Genomic DNA, 13,958 nt, shown 5'->3' with positions numbered 1-13,958 from the left:
TATTATTCACCCATGAACAGTTCAAGCATAGAAATATCAAAGACCGGTATCTGTTTAACGTGATAAACCTCTGCTCTTTCCGAGAAGCTATCGTCTACAAAAATGGCATCCTGGTGTTTAATCACGCTGCTTTTTCTGTCATCCTGGTTTAAATGTGACACGCTATCGAAGAGATCGCTGATGCGCCGGTGCTTTAACTCCCGGGCAATATCGCCTGCGTGACGCGTCACTAAATGTATTTTTTTACCTTCATTGAAGCATTTGTACAAAAAAGTGATGACGAGTAAACACAACCTGCCTTTAATAACAACGGTGTCATCATAATCAATATACAGGTGCTGGAACCTGATATCGTGCTTATAGTGATTAGTTAAGCTGCGGGTTACCTGAAGCGCCTGACAAACAGGATGCATGGCGATGTTTACGCGCATGCTTTCGTACAGCGTCAGCATCGCAAAATTGATACCGTTAATACGGTTCAGGCACATGGTTCCCGCAATTCGCGGAGCGACTTCAAGTAACGTGAGCACCCCCGTCGCAGAACGTTTTAACTGGAAAAACCAGGCGCCGTAGAGTTGCAGGTGCGCCGAAATCGCCTGCGCATACGCTTTAACCTCCGGGAGATCCACAAGCGTTGAGATCATGGCGATACCCGCGCGAATGCGGGTGCGGGAGCGCGGCTGGCAGAAAAGTAAACCCTGCTGGCGATCGGAAAAACAGTCCACGGTAAATTCTTCGCCATCCAGGTATTCGCAGACGATAAGGCCCTGGCGTTGGGCCTGAATGGCGCGTAAGGCTGCGGGCGTCTCAATTCGTACGGCCCCCTGCGCACCTTGCCCACGGTCGGGCTTAACGAAAACCGGCCACTGCGTAATATCGCTGGCGTCCTGAAACACGCGCGGTACGGGAATCACATGCTCAAGCGCCGCGTAGGTTTGGCTTTTATAGCGGGTAATTGTGCACGTTTCCTGAGAAGGGCAGAGAACCGTAGCTGAGAGAAGACTGCGATTCTGCGCAAGAGCCAGTAAAGCGTCATCGTGCGCGGGGAAAATCGCGTCAATTTCCTCGTCACGCAGCAGTTGCTGTAAAGACGTGAGCCAGCCGTCTGCGGAAACATCAGGAAGAATATGGTAACCGCACCCAGAGTGACGGGCAGGGTTGTCATAATCAGCGCCTGCGAGTACCTGCTCGACATTTTTTTGATGACGCAGGGAGTGATAAATCTCTTTACCAATCTCGGTCCCTGCCGGAAATATTAATACCCTCATCATGCTTTGATACATCCGATGACGGTGTTGATCTCTTCTTCTGTCATATCAGGATAGAGAGGCAGACAGAGCACTTGCTCTGAGACGCTGTTCGCTACCGGGAGATTCTCTTTTATGGCCCCAGGCATGTTTTGATACATGTTGAGATTAGAGAGGAGCGGGTAGAAATAACGACGGGTAATAATATCGTGTTGGCGGAAATGGTTATACAACGCATCCCGCGAACGTTTATATTCTGGCGTCACCAGAACCGGGAAATAACTATAGTTATTGATGAGGTTATGGTCATTACGGGGAATGGATATGCCTTTAACGTCAGCGAGATGTTCCCGGTAGAGACGATCGATATTTCGGCGTTTAGCAATAGCCCTGTCGACATGTTTTAATTGTAACAGCCCAAATGCGGCCTGTACCTCATTCATTTTTCCGTTGATGCCGGGTGCAACGACCGTTAATTCATCAGCAATACCAAAATTTTTAAGCAGATCGATACGTTTTTTAATTTTTTTGTCATAGCTAATAATTGCCCCACCTTCAAAGGTGTTAAAGACCTTGGTCGCGTGGAAGCTGAGCACTGACAGATCGCCATGGCGAAGGATGCTGCCGCCGCAATCTTCGACAGCAAAGGCGTGGGCCGCGTCATATATCGTTGGGATCCCATAGTTATTCGAAATCTCCTCAATTTCCGCCGTGCGGCACGTCTGGCCGTAAACATGGACGGGCATGATTAAACCGGTTTTGGCTGTGATTGCGGGTTCAATTAATGCGGGATTGATATTGAACGTATCCGGATCAATATCCACAAATACAGGGGTTAACTGGTTCCACAGAATACTGTGCGCAGTGGCGACAAACGAGTAAGGGGTAGTAATAACCTCCCCTTTGATCCTCAATGCCTGCATGGCCACAATGAGTGCAATGGTGGCATTACAAAACAGTGAGACATAAGGCACCTTAAGGTAAGAGGCGAGCGCTTCTTCCAGACGTTGATGCATTACCCCATTGTTGGTCAACTGCCTGCTGGACCAGATATCCTGCAGATAGGGCAGAAATTCTTCCAGACAGGGAAGATAGGGTTTGGTCACGGTAATCGGCGTAGGGCTGGAATGTGTCATTGCTGTGGAACCTGCGAGAGTGAGGCTAAAATGTGCGGGTACTGGTCGGGCAAACGCTGTTTAAGACTGGTCAGAATTGAGCTTCTGATGTTCTCTTCACTGATATTTTTCATCGCCAGAAGATATAGTGTGGGTAATATCTCCAGCCGTGGGTCACTGTAGATTATGGCCTGTAACAGATGCTGTTTTAGTTTGTGGGTATCTTTATTTTGCATGGCGACTATCGCCGCCTGCGCATGCAGCAACGGATCCGTTGCGTTTTCTTTGAGCAGGGCGTCAATATCACATTTTGCCAGCATATGGTCCGCATGAAGGTACTGTTTCCAGCGCAGGTTCATGGCGTTCACCCAGGCAGGTTCATGCTGCCAGTAGTTCAGGATACTCATCCTGTTGCGATACATCAGCGTGGCATTATCTTTTCTGTACCAGGTATTATTGTCATGGCGGCGGTAATAGGCCACAATGCGCGTTGATGAAATAAAGTCACCTTGTTTAGCGAGTTTCAAAAACATATCCCAGTCTTCCTGAACCAGATCGGGATGCGAGCGTTCAATTTTTAAATAGGCATCACGACGAATTAACGAACCGATGTAAAGGCTCAGGTTTCCTGTAATAAGCATATGCTCGAAGACGTTACCGTTAAGAAAGGTCTCATTGTAAGGAATATGAGATCCATCGGGCATAATGACCTCGATTGCGCTGTAACACATTGCGCATTGCGGATTTTTCTCCAGCAAATTGACCTGGTGCGCAATTTTTGTCGGGGAAATAATATCATCTGAATCGACAACGGCGATGTACTTCCCCTGAGCTAGGTTCATTGCCTCAATAATCGGCTTTTCGCCCTTTTTTTGTTTCTGCGAATAATAGTTTTCGGTTCGTAAAATGACGCGGCAGTGATATTTTTTTTGATATTTGCGGATGATGTTTACCGAGCTGTCAGAAGATGCATCATCAACAATAATGACTTCACTGTTTTTCCATGTTTGCTTAAATACACTTTCCAGAGTCTCTTCCAGAAAGTTGTCATGGTTGTAACTGGTGACAATAATACTGACTAAAGGCGTGGGCATCGTGTTAATCCTGTGGATGCGGATAGTGATCAGGCGAAGAGTTTATTCTGCAGACTGCGCAGTAAACCGTTCATGGGCAACCGGACGGGCTGTTGCAGGACGTTTTCTATCTCCTGCGCCGCTCTTTCACCCGCGTTACCATCCCTGAACGCATCACAATAATGCTGGCGGATTTCATCCAGCGGCGGCTGAAGGGAAGCCCAGTCAAATGCATCTGATAATAAGTGCCTGAGATCGCCCATATCATGAGCAACCGGTAAAATTTCGCGAATACGTTGTTCCGCACTCCCGGGGCTGGAATAGCTCTGCTCGGGGGTTAACAACGAGTGCATACCAGGCCAGTCGAGCAGGATCACCCGTTTACCAGCATGAATAGCATCGAAGATAAATCCGCTGTTATCGGTTAGCACGTAGTCGGCTTTTTCCAGCAACGCCAGAACGTGCTGGGGGGAATCGATGCGTTTTTTCAGATACTTATTCGCCAGTGCCAGCGCGGCGGATTCCTCCGGGCGGAAACAGGTGCCATGATGCAGCCTGGTTAGCATGTTAACGTCACGGCTTAAACTGCCCAGTCTCTCCGCCCAGTGCGGCAATGAACTTAATGTGCCGTAGGTCGGGGCGTAAAGCAGGGTTGGCTTTTTCGCATCCAGCTTAAGCGACGCAGGCAGGCCGGGAGTAATCTTGCCCTGGTGCCAGCTATCAAAGCGGGGATTGCCTACTACTTTTGCGCTGCCGTTGATATCCAGAGCCTGCTGGCTGTAGTGGCTGTAGCAGAGGATGCGATGGTAAAAGGTATTCCACCAGGCATGGTTCCAGGCTTCTTTTGCCAGCCCGTACATGGCACGAACATGGATGTCAGCCAGCCCTTTCAGGGCCGGGGTATAGTAAGGGCTGACAAGGCATTTGTAGCGCTGGCGTTGGGCGGCGGCTTCCGATATTCGCGCGCCCCCCAGGGCGGGGTCGTCAATGGTTTTTATCGTCGCCAGCATTTCATCCAGAAACGGTTTATACGCGCGGTCGTTAATCAGCAGCGTGCAGGCGTGTCCGCGTTTTTGCAGCGCCGTAATCACCGGGCGGTAGAGCGCGTAGTGGAAAGAGGTTTCCATAAAGAAGGCGATAGTGTTGTTTACGACGGGAGCGGAGGACGGCTGCGAGGGCACTGTTGTCTGAACGCCTGCAGGCGGCGTGTTGATCTTATTGAAGTAAAAACCAATATTGTCGGTCTCTTTTTTCTCGATATCGCTGTAGCCCGGGCGCTGATAGCAAAGGCTTGGGTAGCAGGCCAGCCATTTACCCTCGCGCAGTAGCGGTTGCCACTGCATCTCCGGCGTGTCGGAAGGATCGCTCTGCATCTGCTGGGCCAGGGTCGCGTAGTAACTGCTGTTCACCAGACAGGCGCACACTTTTTGGCAGTCGCGGGCGTGGATGATGCCGTTCAGGCTTTTCAGCGCCGTGCCCTGGTGGACCTGACCGCCGAGCAGAACCACCTGCCAGGGAAATTTCGCCAGCGCGCCGAGCAGCGCGTTCAGTATGGTGATGTGTTTTTCCTGCTTGAGGATCACCGCGTCATCTTCCAGCAGCAGGTAGTTACGCCAGCCCTGCTCCTGCGCCATTTGCAGCGCCTGCAGGTGAGACTGGCGGCGGCCAAGCTGGCCGTTTTCCTCCTCGCAGGCCGCCAGGCGGACAATTTTCTCTGCGGGTACGTTAAGCAGGGCCAACTCCTGCTGGATCTGGCTCAGACGATCCGGCCGCCGGTCGAGGTTGACGATCACCAGTCGATCCACCGCTTCCCAGCGGATCGGCTGATGATGGGTGGCGTTATGCAGGCTGAGGTACCCGTTGCGCAGCAGCGGATCCTGGATTATCTGCTCAAGCGTGGCATCCACCGGCTCGCTGGCGCCCAGCACAAAGTCTTTATCAAAGGTATTGTGGCCGTGAGAGATACAGAGAATAGTGCGCTCTCCCGGCAGCTGAAGCGGGTTAGCGGTGAACTTATTGGTAAAACCTTCCTCTTCGCTCAGGTTGCAGTCATCGTCATAGCGATGCTTCTTCAGGTAGTTACGGTGGTAGCAGAAGGTGCCGTTGAGAATGTTTTGCGGACCAAAGCTGCGGGATTTAAAGATACGGTTGATATGGCTATACCAGATAGGGATCCGATCGGAGCCGGAAATGAGCGCCCTGTGCCGCTGCATCATTGCGATAGTGTAAGAAATTTTATCCGCGGGATAATAGTCATCATCGTCCATGCACAGAATGTACTCGCCCACCGCCAGCGCATTCAGCATGTTGCGTTTTTTACCCAGCGCCAGCCTGTGCGGATGGTGAATATAGCGGATGTTAAACGCCGCAGGGTTGCCCTCGGTCAGCCGCTCGATAATCGGCAGATGGCTTTGCGCCGAGTCATCAAGGATGATCAACTCCCGGCGATCCGCCGGGTAGTCCTGGTAGCGGAACATGTAGATCAGCCACGGCAAAAAAGCGCCGCGCTCCCAGGTCGGGGTGACGACGCTGACAAAGGGTTTTTGGCGGCCGGTTTCCAGCGTTTTGATGACGCGACCGGCGGCAATGTGGGGTGTAGACGATGTTGACATGGTATGTTTCGCGAAAAAATGCCGGGACACGCCCCGGCAAACGGAGGCTAAGAAATCAGCAGTGAAAACGCAGACAGCAGGTAATCGGCCGGCAGCAGGCTTTGTACCTGCAGGCGCAGGGCGGCGGCGCTTTCGCCGTGCCGCCAGCGCTCAAACAGGGCAAACAGAGCAGAGGTATCCGCAGGGGTGAGCGGCGAGCCGTCGAGGGTCCAGAGGCTGAACAGCGTGCGGATCAGGAAAACGTCACTCACCAGCGCAAAATAGCACCCGGTAACACCCTCTCCGTCGTGCTGCGGGAACATATCGTGATAAAGGCGATAAATCAGGTAATTGCTAAAGATCCACGCTTCGTCGGCGAAATAACGTTCGTGAGTGGCTTGCCACTGCGTGTGCAACTGCTGTTGCAGCAGCGCTTCGCTGCTCGCGTCCTGCAGCATCAGCAGGCTGACCTGTAACGGCAGGCTCGCTTTGCGCGCGCTGTCGGGAAGCTTGCCCCAGTCAAAATCCAGACCGCCGAGTAAGGTTATCAACCGGCAAGGTAACTGTGGCACCGCAGGGAGCAGGGCAAACTGTTGTTGTAATTTCCCTTCCCGGGTCAGGTTGGCAAGGGTGTCTGATAGCGAGGCGATATGCGCAAGCACATCCTCGCTGTCGCCCGGCACTTTTTCGCTATAGGAGAGCAGTATGCCCAGCGCGTAAAGCCTGAGCTCCGGCGACAGGCCCGGGAGCGTCACCGCATTCAGCGCCGCCTGGTTCAGCGCCCGATCGCGTCGGGAGAGAGGCTGGCCGTCCGGGAGGGCTGCGCACTCGCTGACGTGCAGCGTGAAGGCGTGCGGAGCACCGAGGGCGGCCTCGCAACTGTCGGCGTCCGTCAGCGTCAGGCTGTGACGAATTTCGCTCTGCCACGCTCTCCTGACGTGCAGCGGGGAGCCGGGATGGTGGGATAAAAACGTGCGGACAAAGTCCGGTTCATAGCATTCAATCATCTTCATTTCGTTTTCTCTGGGATCCCGGTTTACGCATCTGACTGAATCTAAGCAATTTGCATGCCGTTTTTATCAATGTTAATAATCAACAGGTTACGGGTTCTGAGGAAAAAGCGCTTCCGGCAGGGGGAAACGCGGAAGCTCAGGGTTGGTAGATAAAATGGGGTTCGGTGCCTAAAAACGTCTGAATAAATTCGTACTGACGGATCAGCAGATCGCCATTCTTCTCGTTATAGGATTTGCAGCGTTCTACCTTCTGTTCAAGGTGCTGCCACCGGCCCTGGGCGGCGCTTTTCTGCGGCGCGGGTAGCCAGCTAAAGACCTCTTCCATTCCGGCCCGGCTGGCGGTAACGCCCAGCTTTAGCAGCAAAGAACGACGCAGTTGGCTGTTCTCTTTCAGCAGATCGTAGTGGCGTTGAATGGTGTCATTAACCGCCAGTAGCTCATCGCTGGCGCGGCGGATCATGCACAGGCGCTGCTGCTCAAGCAGGGTACGTAAGCCGTCATACAGCGTGTCATCTTCCCGTACGCCCTGCAGAAGCCTCTTGACCTGGTGTAGCCTGGTGCTCACTTTTCTGGCCTCGTGTTAGCGGAAAAAACGCAGCATATCGCTGGCAAGCGCGTCGTTATCGACGCTGAGCGTCCCTTCTGCCAGCGCGGCCTGCATCTGCGCCACTTTGTCATAATCAACATCGTCCTGGCTCTCCTCGTTCAGCGTTTGCTGAGCGGTTTGCAAACCGGCCTGGGTAATATCATCGGCGGACAACGTGCTCGCGCTGGCGGTGCGAGCCGGCGTGCTGTTTTTAGTGCTGTTACCCGACCCGGAGGTCGCTGGCGTCGGGCGGTTGCCCGAAAATGTCGGCGTAATTTTCATATCAACCTCGTGCCTGTCCCGTCTGGTTGTTCATCTGTTACCAGGATAAAGCGGTTATCGCAGGCGAAAACTTTAATCCGCGGATAAAAAATCGTTTTATCCATGGGTGCTGAGGACTGACACCACCCCGGTGTCGTCAATCACGCCGCTTATCACCCGCTGGCTGGTGGCGTTGCGAACCTTAATCACCTCGCCTTTACGGCCATTTTTCAGCGCCACGCCGGGCATGGAGGCGGTGATCCCCCCGCTATGGGAAACGATGATCACCGGCTGGTCGCGCTTGACCAGAACGGGCTCCACCAGTTGCGCCCGGATGATGGGTTTTCCCGGCTGCAGGGTGCGCTTGCTGGTCATGCCGACGGCGGCGTCAATCGCCATGATCGCGTCCCCGCGCTGACCGCTGATGTTGTATTTCTTTAACAGTAAATCGTCGGCGGTAAGCACCGTATCGCGGGTAATCACCGATTTTGCCATCACCACCGGGACGTAGACGTTCGGACGTACGGCGACGTTGACCTTCCACCCGCTGTACCCCGGGCAGTCGAGCGCAAACGTTATGCGGCTGAGCACCATCTCTGGCGCAGAGGTGGCCGTTATACGCGGCGCAGTCGGGCACGGCGTGGCGCTGGCGATCGCGGAAGGAATAAAGACGTTGAAGGTGTAGCGGTAATCATGCCAGCGCTGCTGGTGGGCCAGGGTATCAATCTGCTGGCTGGCGGCGCTAAGCACGAGGGCATTGATCTGTTCCCGGGCGCTGTGCTGCACCGGGTGCAGGGCGGCATGAAGAGGAAAAGTCAGCGTCAGGGCAAGCAGCATTGGGGGCAAAAAAGGGAAAAAGCATTTCCGCCCGCAGATCGGAGTGGTCATAAATTCATTTCTCATCAGTCACTTAAAAGTTGGCATGCAGTTTGCTAAACCGAGCAACGTGAATGCAGGAGTGACGCAAGAAATGGGGATCAGTTTTCAGCAGGCTTTGGGAGTGCATCCGCAGGCAGTGCAGTTACGTCTTGAGAGGACCGAGCTACTGACTGCGAATCTGGCAAACGTCGATACGCCAAATTTCAAGGCTAAAGATATTGATTTTGCCGCTGAGATGCAACGGGCAAGTCGCACAAATGTTATGTCCGGCGTCGAAGTGAAGTACCGCGTGCCAATGCAGCCCTCAGAGGATGGAAATACCGTGGAGCTGAATACCGAGCAGGCCCGGTTTTCGCAAAACAGCATGGATTATCAAAGCAGTCTGACCTTTTTAAACCTGCAAATTAGCGGGCTTAAAGAGGCCATTGAAGGGAAATAACGATGTCGTTTACTGATATTTATCAGATCTCCGGTTCGGCAATGACGGCGCAAACCCTCCGTCTGAACACCGTGGCCAGTAACCTGGCGAATGCGCAAGCACCCGCCAGCAGCGAGGCGCAGGCCTACAAGGCTCGCAGCCCGGTCTTTGCCGCGGTGTATAACAACAGCCTGATCGGCGCTCACCATCGTCATGCCATTGACGGAGCCAGCGTGCAGGTGCAGGACGTTCTGCAGAGCGGCGGGGCAGTAAAGCGCTATGAGCCGCATCATCCGCTGGCGGATGGCAACGGCTACGTCTGGTATCCGGACATTAACGTCGTCGAGCAAATGGCCGACATGATGTCCGCCTCACGCGATTTTGAAACCAACGTGGACGTGTTGAATAACGTGAAAAGTATGCAGCAAAGTTTGCTCAAACTGGGAGAGGCGTAATGAACGCACTGGCTTTGTCTACCCGCTCCGGGACGCTGTCCGCGTCTCAGGAATCAACGGCGGTCGCCGACAGCAATGTCGGCGCCAGTAGCACAGCGTCGACGCCCGATACCGCCAATACCAGCGGTACGTCGGGCACCGCAACCACCACTACCTCTACGGACAGTTCCGGCGTCGATACGTTTCTGACCCTGTTTGTGGCGGAAATCCAGAACCAGGATCCGACCGATCCGGCCGATCCCACTGACTATATCGATCAGCTCTCTTCCATGGCGCAGGTCGCGATGATGCAAGAGATGAGCGTGCAGGCCAATACTAACGCGGTCCTGATGAGCAACATACAGGTCATGGCGCTCGGCAACCTGGTGGGCGACGACATTATGGTTCAGACCACCACGCTGCAGGTCAGTGATGAAGAGATGACGGGTCGCGTCACCCTGGACGACGCCTGTACCACCGTCGAACTGCACTTTACCGATGCGGCGGGGGATGACTACCCGGTTTCGCTGGTGCCGCCAGACGGCACTTCCGTTGGCCCAGGCCAGGTGGATTTCGACATCAACCCTGCCGATTACGGCATTCCGCCCGGGGACTATGACGTCACGGTGGTCACCAATACCGGACAAGAAAACGTCCCCGTCGAGGTGGCCGGGGAAGTGAATGACGTGCGCATTCCGCTGGACGGCAGCACGCCGGTGCTGAACGTTGAAGGCGTTGGCGAAGTGCCCTTTACCATGATAAGCCAGTTCGGCGTACCGGACGACACCAGCGATACGATCTGATTACCTCTCAATACAGGAAGATAAAAATGAGTTATGAAATTGCGGCGACGGGGCTAAACGCCGTCAATCAGCAGTTGGACGGCATTAGTAACAACATCGCCAACGCCGGTACTGTCGGTTATAAATCGATGACTACCGACTTTTCCTCCATGTACGCGGACAGCCAGGCAATGGGCGTCAGCGTGGCGGGAACCGCCCAGAGTATCGCCCGTGGCGGCTCGATGGTCTCTACCGGCAATGCGCTTGATCTGGGGATCAACGACGGCGGCTTCTTTGTGATGTGCGACAGCGCGGGTAACGTGACCTATACCCGCGCCGGTTCGTTTGAGACCGATAAAAACGGCAATATCGTTAATGCCTCCGGCGATTACCTGCAGGGCTATCCGGTTGACAGCAACGGCACGCTGCAAACCGGGACAGTGACCAACCTGCAGATCCAGACCGGCAATATTCCGGCTCAGGCGTCCGACAACCTCACCTTCACCGCCAACTTTAACGCCAGCGACGAGACTATCGATCGCTCTACGGTGTCGTTTGATCCGACCAACAGCGCCTCTTACACCGACAGTTACACCACCACTGTTTATGACTCGCTGGGCAATGAGCACTCCGTCAGCCAGTACTTCACCAAAACCGGTGATAACACCTGGGAAGTGCAATACAGCTTTGATGGACAACCGCAGAGCGGTGCCGATGCCCTGACCTTATCCTTTGATCCGAACACCGGCAAGCTGACGTCGCCTACGGCTCCCGTCTCCGTCGAGTTCGACACGGGCGAGGCCGCCCCGATCGATTTGACCTTCGATTACAGCAGTTGCACCCAGTACGGCTCTGACTTTTCGGTCACCACCAACTCGGCGAATGGCTATGCATCTGCAACACAGAACGGCGTGCAGGTTGATAGCGATGGCAGCGTTTACGCCACCTACAGCAACGGCGAACGTATGCTGCAGGGGCAGATTGTGCTGGCGACCTTCCCGAATGAAAACGGCCTGGAAGCGGTGAGCGGTACGGCCTGGATACAGACCGGCGAATCCGGTAGCGCGCTGATTGGCGTGCCCGGCGCAGGCTCCTGCGGCACGCTTTCATCCGGCATGCTCGAAAGCTCCAACGTGGACATCACTACCGAGCTGGTGGAGCTGATGACGGCCCAGCGTAACTATCAGGCGAATACCAAGGTGATTTCCACCAGTACGCAGCTTGACGACGCACTCTTCCAGGCGATGTAAGGCGCAGACGAATGGATCGCTTGATGTATACCGCCCTGAGCGGGGCCACGCAGACGTTGTATCAGCAGCAAATTAGCGCCAACAACCTCGCTAACGTCAACACCAACGGCTTTCGTGCCGATATGGCGATGGCAAGCAATGACAAGGTTGAGGGGAGCGGATTCGCCACCCGTTTCCTCGCCCAGGAGAGCCCGAGCGGCGTTAATGACAGTACCGGCGTGGCGGAAAAAACCGAACGTCCGCTGGACGTGGCTATCCAGGGCAGCGGCTATATTGCCGTTGAAGACCCGCAGGGCAACGAGGTCTATACCCGCAACGGCAATATCCAGCAGGACGACCAGGGGCAACTGACCATTGACGGCCATCCCGTGCTCGGTGACAACGGCCCGATTGTCCTGCCGCCGAACGCCATCGCCTCTTTTGGCAGCGATGGCACGCTCTCCGTCACCCCGGACGACGGCGATGTCACCGCCACCATGGATATCGACCGTCTGAAGCTGGTGGATATTCCGGTGAATAACCTGGCGAAAAACGCGCAGGGAATGTTGGTGACGGCCGACGGCCTGCCCGCGCAGCGCGACGAGAATATCAAGGTGAGCGGCGGCTTCCTCGAGGGAAGCAACGTGTCCGCGGTAAGCGAAATGATGACCTCAATTGCCATGAACCGTCAGTTCGAAACGCAAATCAAGATGATGAAAGCCGCTGAGGATCTCAGCGATGCCGGTAATCGACTGTTACGCGGCTCCTGAGCCGCGGCCTTTAATCGGGAATAAAGCATTATGAATGCAGCGTTATGGATCAGTAAAACTGGCCTCTCGGCGCAGGACGCCGAGATGAATGCGATTGCCAACAATATCGCGAACGTCAACACCACCGGTTTTAAGCGCGACCGCGTGATGTTCCAGGATCTGTTCTACCAGACTCAGGAAGCGCCGGGTGCGATGCTCGACCAGAACAACATCATGCCGACCGGCATGCAGTTCGGCAGCGGCGTGCGCATTGTCGGCACCCAGAAAACCTTCACCGAAGGCAATGTGGAAACCACGGACAACGCCATGAACGTCGCCATTATGGGACAGGGCTTTTTGCAGGTGCAGAAGGCCAATGGCGATACCGCCTACACCCGCGACGGCAATCTGCAGATCAATGCCGATGGGGTGTTAACCAACTCGCAGGGGCTACCGCTTCAGCCGGAGGTTGACGTCCCGGCGGGGGCAACCAACGTGGCGTTTGGTGAGGATGGCACGGTGACGGCGATCCTGCCCGGCGACAGCGACCCGACCGAGCTGGGCCAGCTGACGCTTGTCAATTTCGCCAACCCGGCAGGGCTAACCGCCGAAGGCGACAACCTGTACCTGGAAACCGCCGCCAGCGGCCAGCCGACCGAAGGCGTACCCGGTGAAGACGGGCTAGGCACCTTGCAGGACAGCGCGCTGGAAGGCTCTAACGTCGATATCGTCAATGAAATGGTGGCGATGATCACCGTCCAGCGCGCCTACGAGATGAACGCCAAGATGGTCTCCGCAGCGGACGACATGCTGCAGTTCATCAGCCAGACGTTGTAACGCAGTCACGCAAATACCGGGCGGCGTTCTGCGTCGTCCGGCAAAACGTAATCAGTAAACAGGCAAAACGTGAAAAATTATCTCTGGCTAATGGCGCTGATCCCCCTGCTGAGCGGGTGTGAATCACCGACGTTGTTAGTCAAAAAAAATGACGAATTCTTTGCCCCCCCGAAAACCGAAGCGCCGCCACCGGCAGCGGGGCGCGCCGGGGGGGTGTTTGAGACCGGATATAACTGGTCGCTGACGGCGGATCGCCGCGCCTACCGGGTGGGGGATATTCTGACGGTTATCCTCGAAGAGTCCACCCAGTCCAGCAAGCAGGCGAAAACCAACTTCGGTAAGAATAATACCGTCGATATTGGCGTGCCGACCGTCTTCGGCCATAGCAAGAAAAACCTCTCCGGCTCCATCGACGCCAACCGCGACTTTGACGGCAGTGCCACCTCGCAGCAGCAGAACAGCCTGCGCGGGGAGATCACGGTCTCGGTACACGCGGTACAGACCAACGGCATTCTGGAGATCCGCGGCGAGAAGTGGCTGACCCTCAACCAGGGAGATGAGTATATCCGCCTGAGCGGCTTGGTCCGCGCCGATGATATTCAAAACGACAACTCTGTCTCCTCTCAGCGTATCGCCGATGCGCGTATTTCATATGCCGGTCGCGGCGCGCTGAGCGACGCCAACGCGGCGGTCTGGCTGACACGGCTGTTTAACCATCCGCTGTTCCCGATTTAACGCAGGAGT

The 13,958-nt window shown here is 55.0% G+C and carries 15 protein-coding genes; 7 read left to right on the top strand and 8 right to left on the bottom strand.

Going from position 1 to position 13,958, the window contains the following annotated elements; all coding sequences use genetic code 11:
• Positions 1-2 precede the first annotated feature (2 nt).
• The 8 genes from NL510_RS20500 to flgA form a co-directional block, all read right to left on the bottom strand.
• Positions 3-1,271 (bottom strand): ATP-grasp domain-containing protein, encoded by a 1,269-nt coding sequence (locus NL510_RS20500; RefSeq protein ID WP_253379867.1) that lies wholly within the window; start codon positions 1,269-1,271, stop codon positions 3-5.
• Positions 1,268-2,383, bottom strand: a complete 1,116-nt coding sequence (locus NL510_RS20495) for a DegT/DnrJ/EryC1/StrS family aminotransferase (protein WP_253379865.1) — start codon at positions 2,381-2,383, stop codon at positions 1,268-1,270. The genes NL510_RS20500 and NL510_RS20495 overlap by 4 nt, the downstream gene beginning before the upstream one ends.
• Complete coding sequence (locus NL510_RS20490) at positions 2,380-3,456, bottom strand: glycosyltransferase family 2 protein (protein WP_253379863.1); 1,077 nt, start codon at positions 3,454-3,456, stop codon at positions 2,380-2,382. The genes NL510_RS20495 and NL510_RS20490 overlap by 4 nt, the downstream gene beginning before the upstream one ends.
• A 29-nt stretch (positions 3,457-3,485) precedes the next feature.
• Positions 3,486-6,047: a glycosyltransferase gene (locus NL510_RS20485; RefSeq protein WP_253379861.1), complete on the bottom strand. Its 2,562-nt coding sequence runs from the start codon at positions 6,045-6,047 to the stop codon at positions 3,486-3,488.
• Between the two features lie 47 nt (positions 6,048-6,094).
• Positions 6,095-7,039, bottom strand: coding sequence for a lysine-N-methylase (locus NL510_RS20480; protein ID WP_253379859.1), 945 nt, complete (start codon positions 7,037-7,039; stop codon positions 6,095-6,097).
• A gap of 136 nt (positions 7,040-7,175) precedes the next feature.
• Positions 7,176-7,604 (bottom strand): flagellar protein FlgN, encoded by a 429-nt coding sequence (gene flgN / locus NL510_RS20475; RefSeq protein WP_253379857.1) that lies wholly within the window; start codon positions 7,602-7,604, stop codon positions 7,176-7,178.
• A gap of 15 nt (positions 7,605-7,619) precedes the next feature.
• Positions 7,620-7,907 carry a flagellar biosynthesis anti-sigma factor FlgM gene (gene flgM, locus NL510_RS20470; RefSeq protein ID WP_253379854.1) on the bottom strand — a complete coding sequence of 96 codons (288 nt, stop codon included), beginning with the start codon at positions 7,905-7,907 and terminating at the stop codon, positions 7,620-7,622.
• Between the two features lie 96 nt (positions 7,908-8,003).
• Positions 8,004-8,774 carry a flagellar basal body P-ring formation chaperone FlgA gene (flgA, locus tag NL510_RS20465; protein WP_253379852.1) on the bottom strand — a complete coding sequence of 257 codons (771 nt, stop codon included), beginning with the start codon at positions 8,772-8,774 and terminating at the stop codon, positions 8,004-8,006.
• Positions 8,775-8,856: 82 nt separating this feature from the next.
• On the opposite strand from flgA, the gene NL510_RS20460 reads away from it, so the two are divergent.
• The 7 genes from NL510_RS20460 (at position 8,857) to flgH (ending at position 13,949) form a co-directional block, all read left to right on the top strand.
• Complete coding sequence (locus tag NL510_RS20460) at positions 8,857-9,204, top strand: flagellar basal body protein (RefSeq protein WP_253379850.1); 348 nt, start codon at positions 8,857-8,859, stop codon at positions 9,202-9,204.
• A 2-nt stretch (positions 9,205-9,206) separates the two neighbouring features.
• Positions 9,207-9,638, top strand: a complete 432-nt coding sequence (flgC, locus tag NL510_RS20455; protein WP_253379848.1) for a flagellar basal body rod protein FlgC — start codon at positions 9,207-9,209, stop codon at positions 9,636-9,638.
• Entirely contained in the window at positions 9,638-10,420 is a 783-nt protein-coding gene (locus tag NL510_RS20450; protein WP_253379846.1) for a flagellar hook capping FlgD N-terminal domain-containing protein, read from the top strand. The genes flgC and NL510_RS20450 overlap by 1 nt, the downstream gene beginning before the upstream one ends.
• 26 nt (positions 10,421-10,446) lie before the next feature.
• On the top strand, positions 10,447-11,649 hold the full coding sequence (gene flgE / locus NL510_RS20445) for a flagellar hook protein FlgE (RefSeq protein ID WP_253379844.1): 1,203 nt from the start codon (positions 10,447-10,449) through the stop codon (positions 11,647-11,649).
• 11 nt (positions 11,650-11,660) lie between these two features.
• Positions 11,661-12,398, top strand: a complete 738-nt coding sequence (locus NL510_RS20440; protein WP_253379842.1) for a flagellar basal body rod protein FlgF — start codon at positions 11,661-11,663, stop codon at positions 12,396-12,398.
• 30 nt (positions 12,399-12,428) lie between these two features.
• Complete coding sequence (gene flgG, locus NL510_RS20435) at positions 12,429-13,214, top strand: flagellar basal-body rod protein FlgG (protein WP_253379840.1); 786 nt, start codon at positions 12,429-12,431, stop codon at positions 13,212-13,214.
• Positions 13,215-13,283: 69 nt separating this feature from the next.
• Entirely contained in the window at positions 13,284-13,949 is a 666-nt protein-coding gene (gene flgH, locus NL510_RS20430) for a flagellar basal body L-ring protein FlgH (protein ID WP_253379838.1), read from the top strand.
• Positions 13,950-13,958 lie beyond the last annotated feature (9 nt).

The sequence above is a fragment of the unidentified bacterial endosymbiont genome (assembly GCF_918797525.1).
Classification (GTDB): Bacteria; Pseudomonadota; Gammaproteobacteria; order Enterobacterales; family Enterobacteriaceae; genus Enterobacter.
The sequence above is the reverse complement of the archived record's forward strand: the minus strand, read 5'-3'. Positions and strand labels throughout refer to the sequence as shown.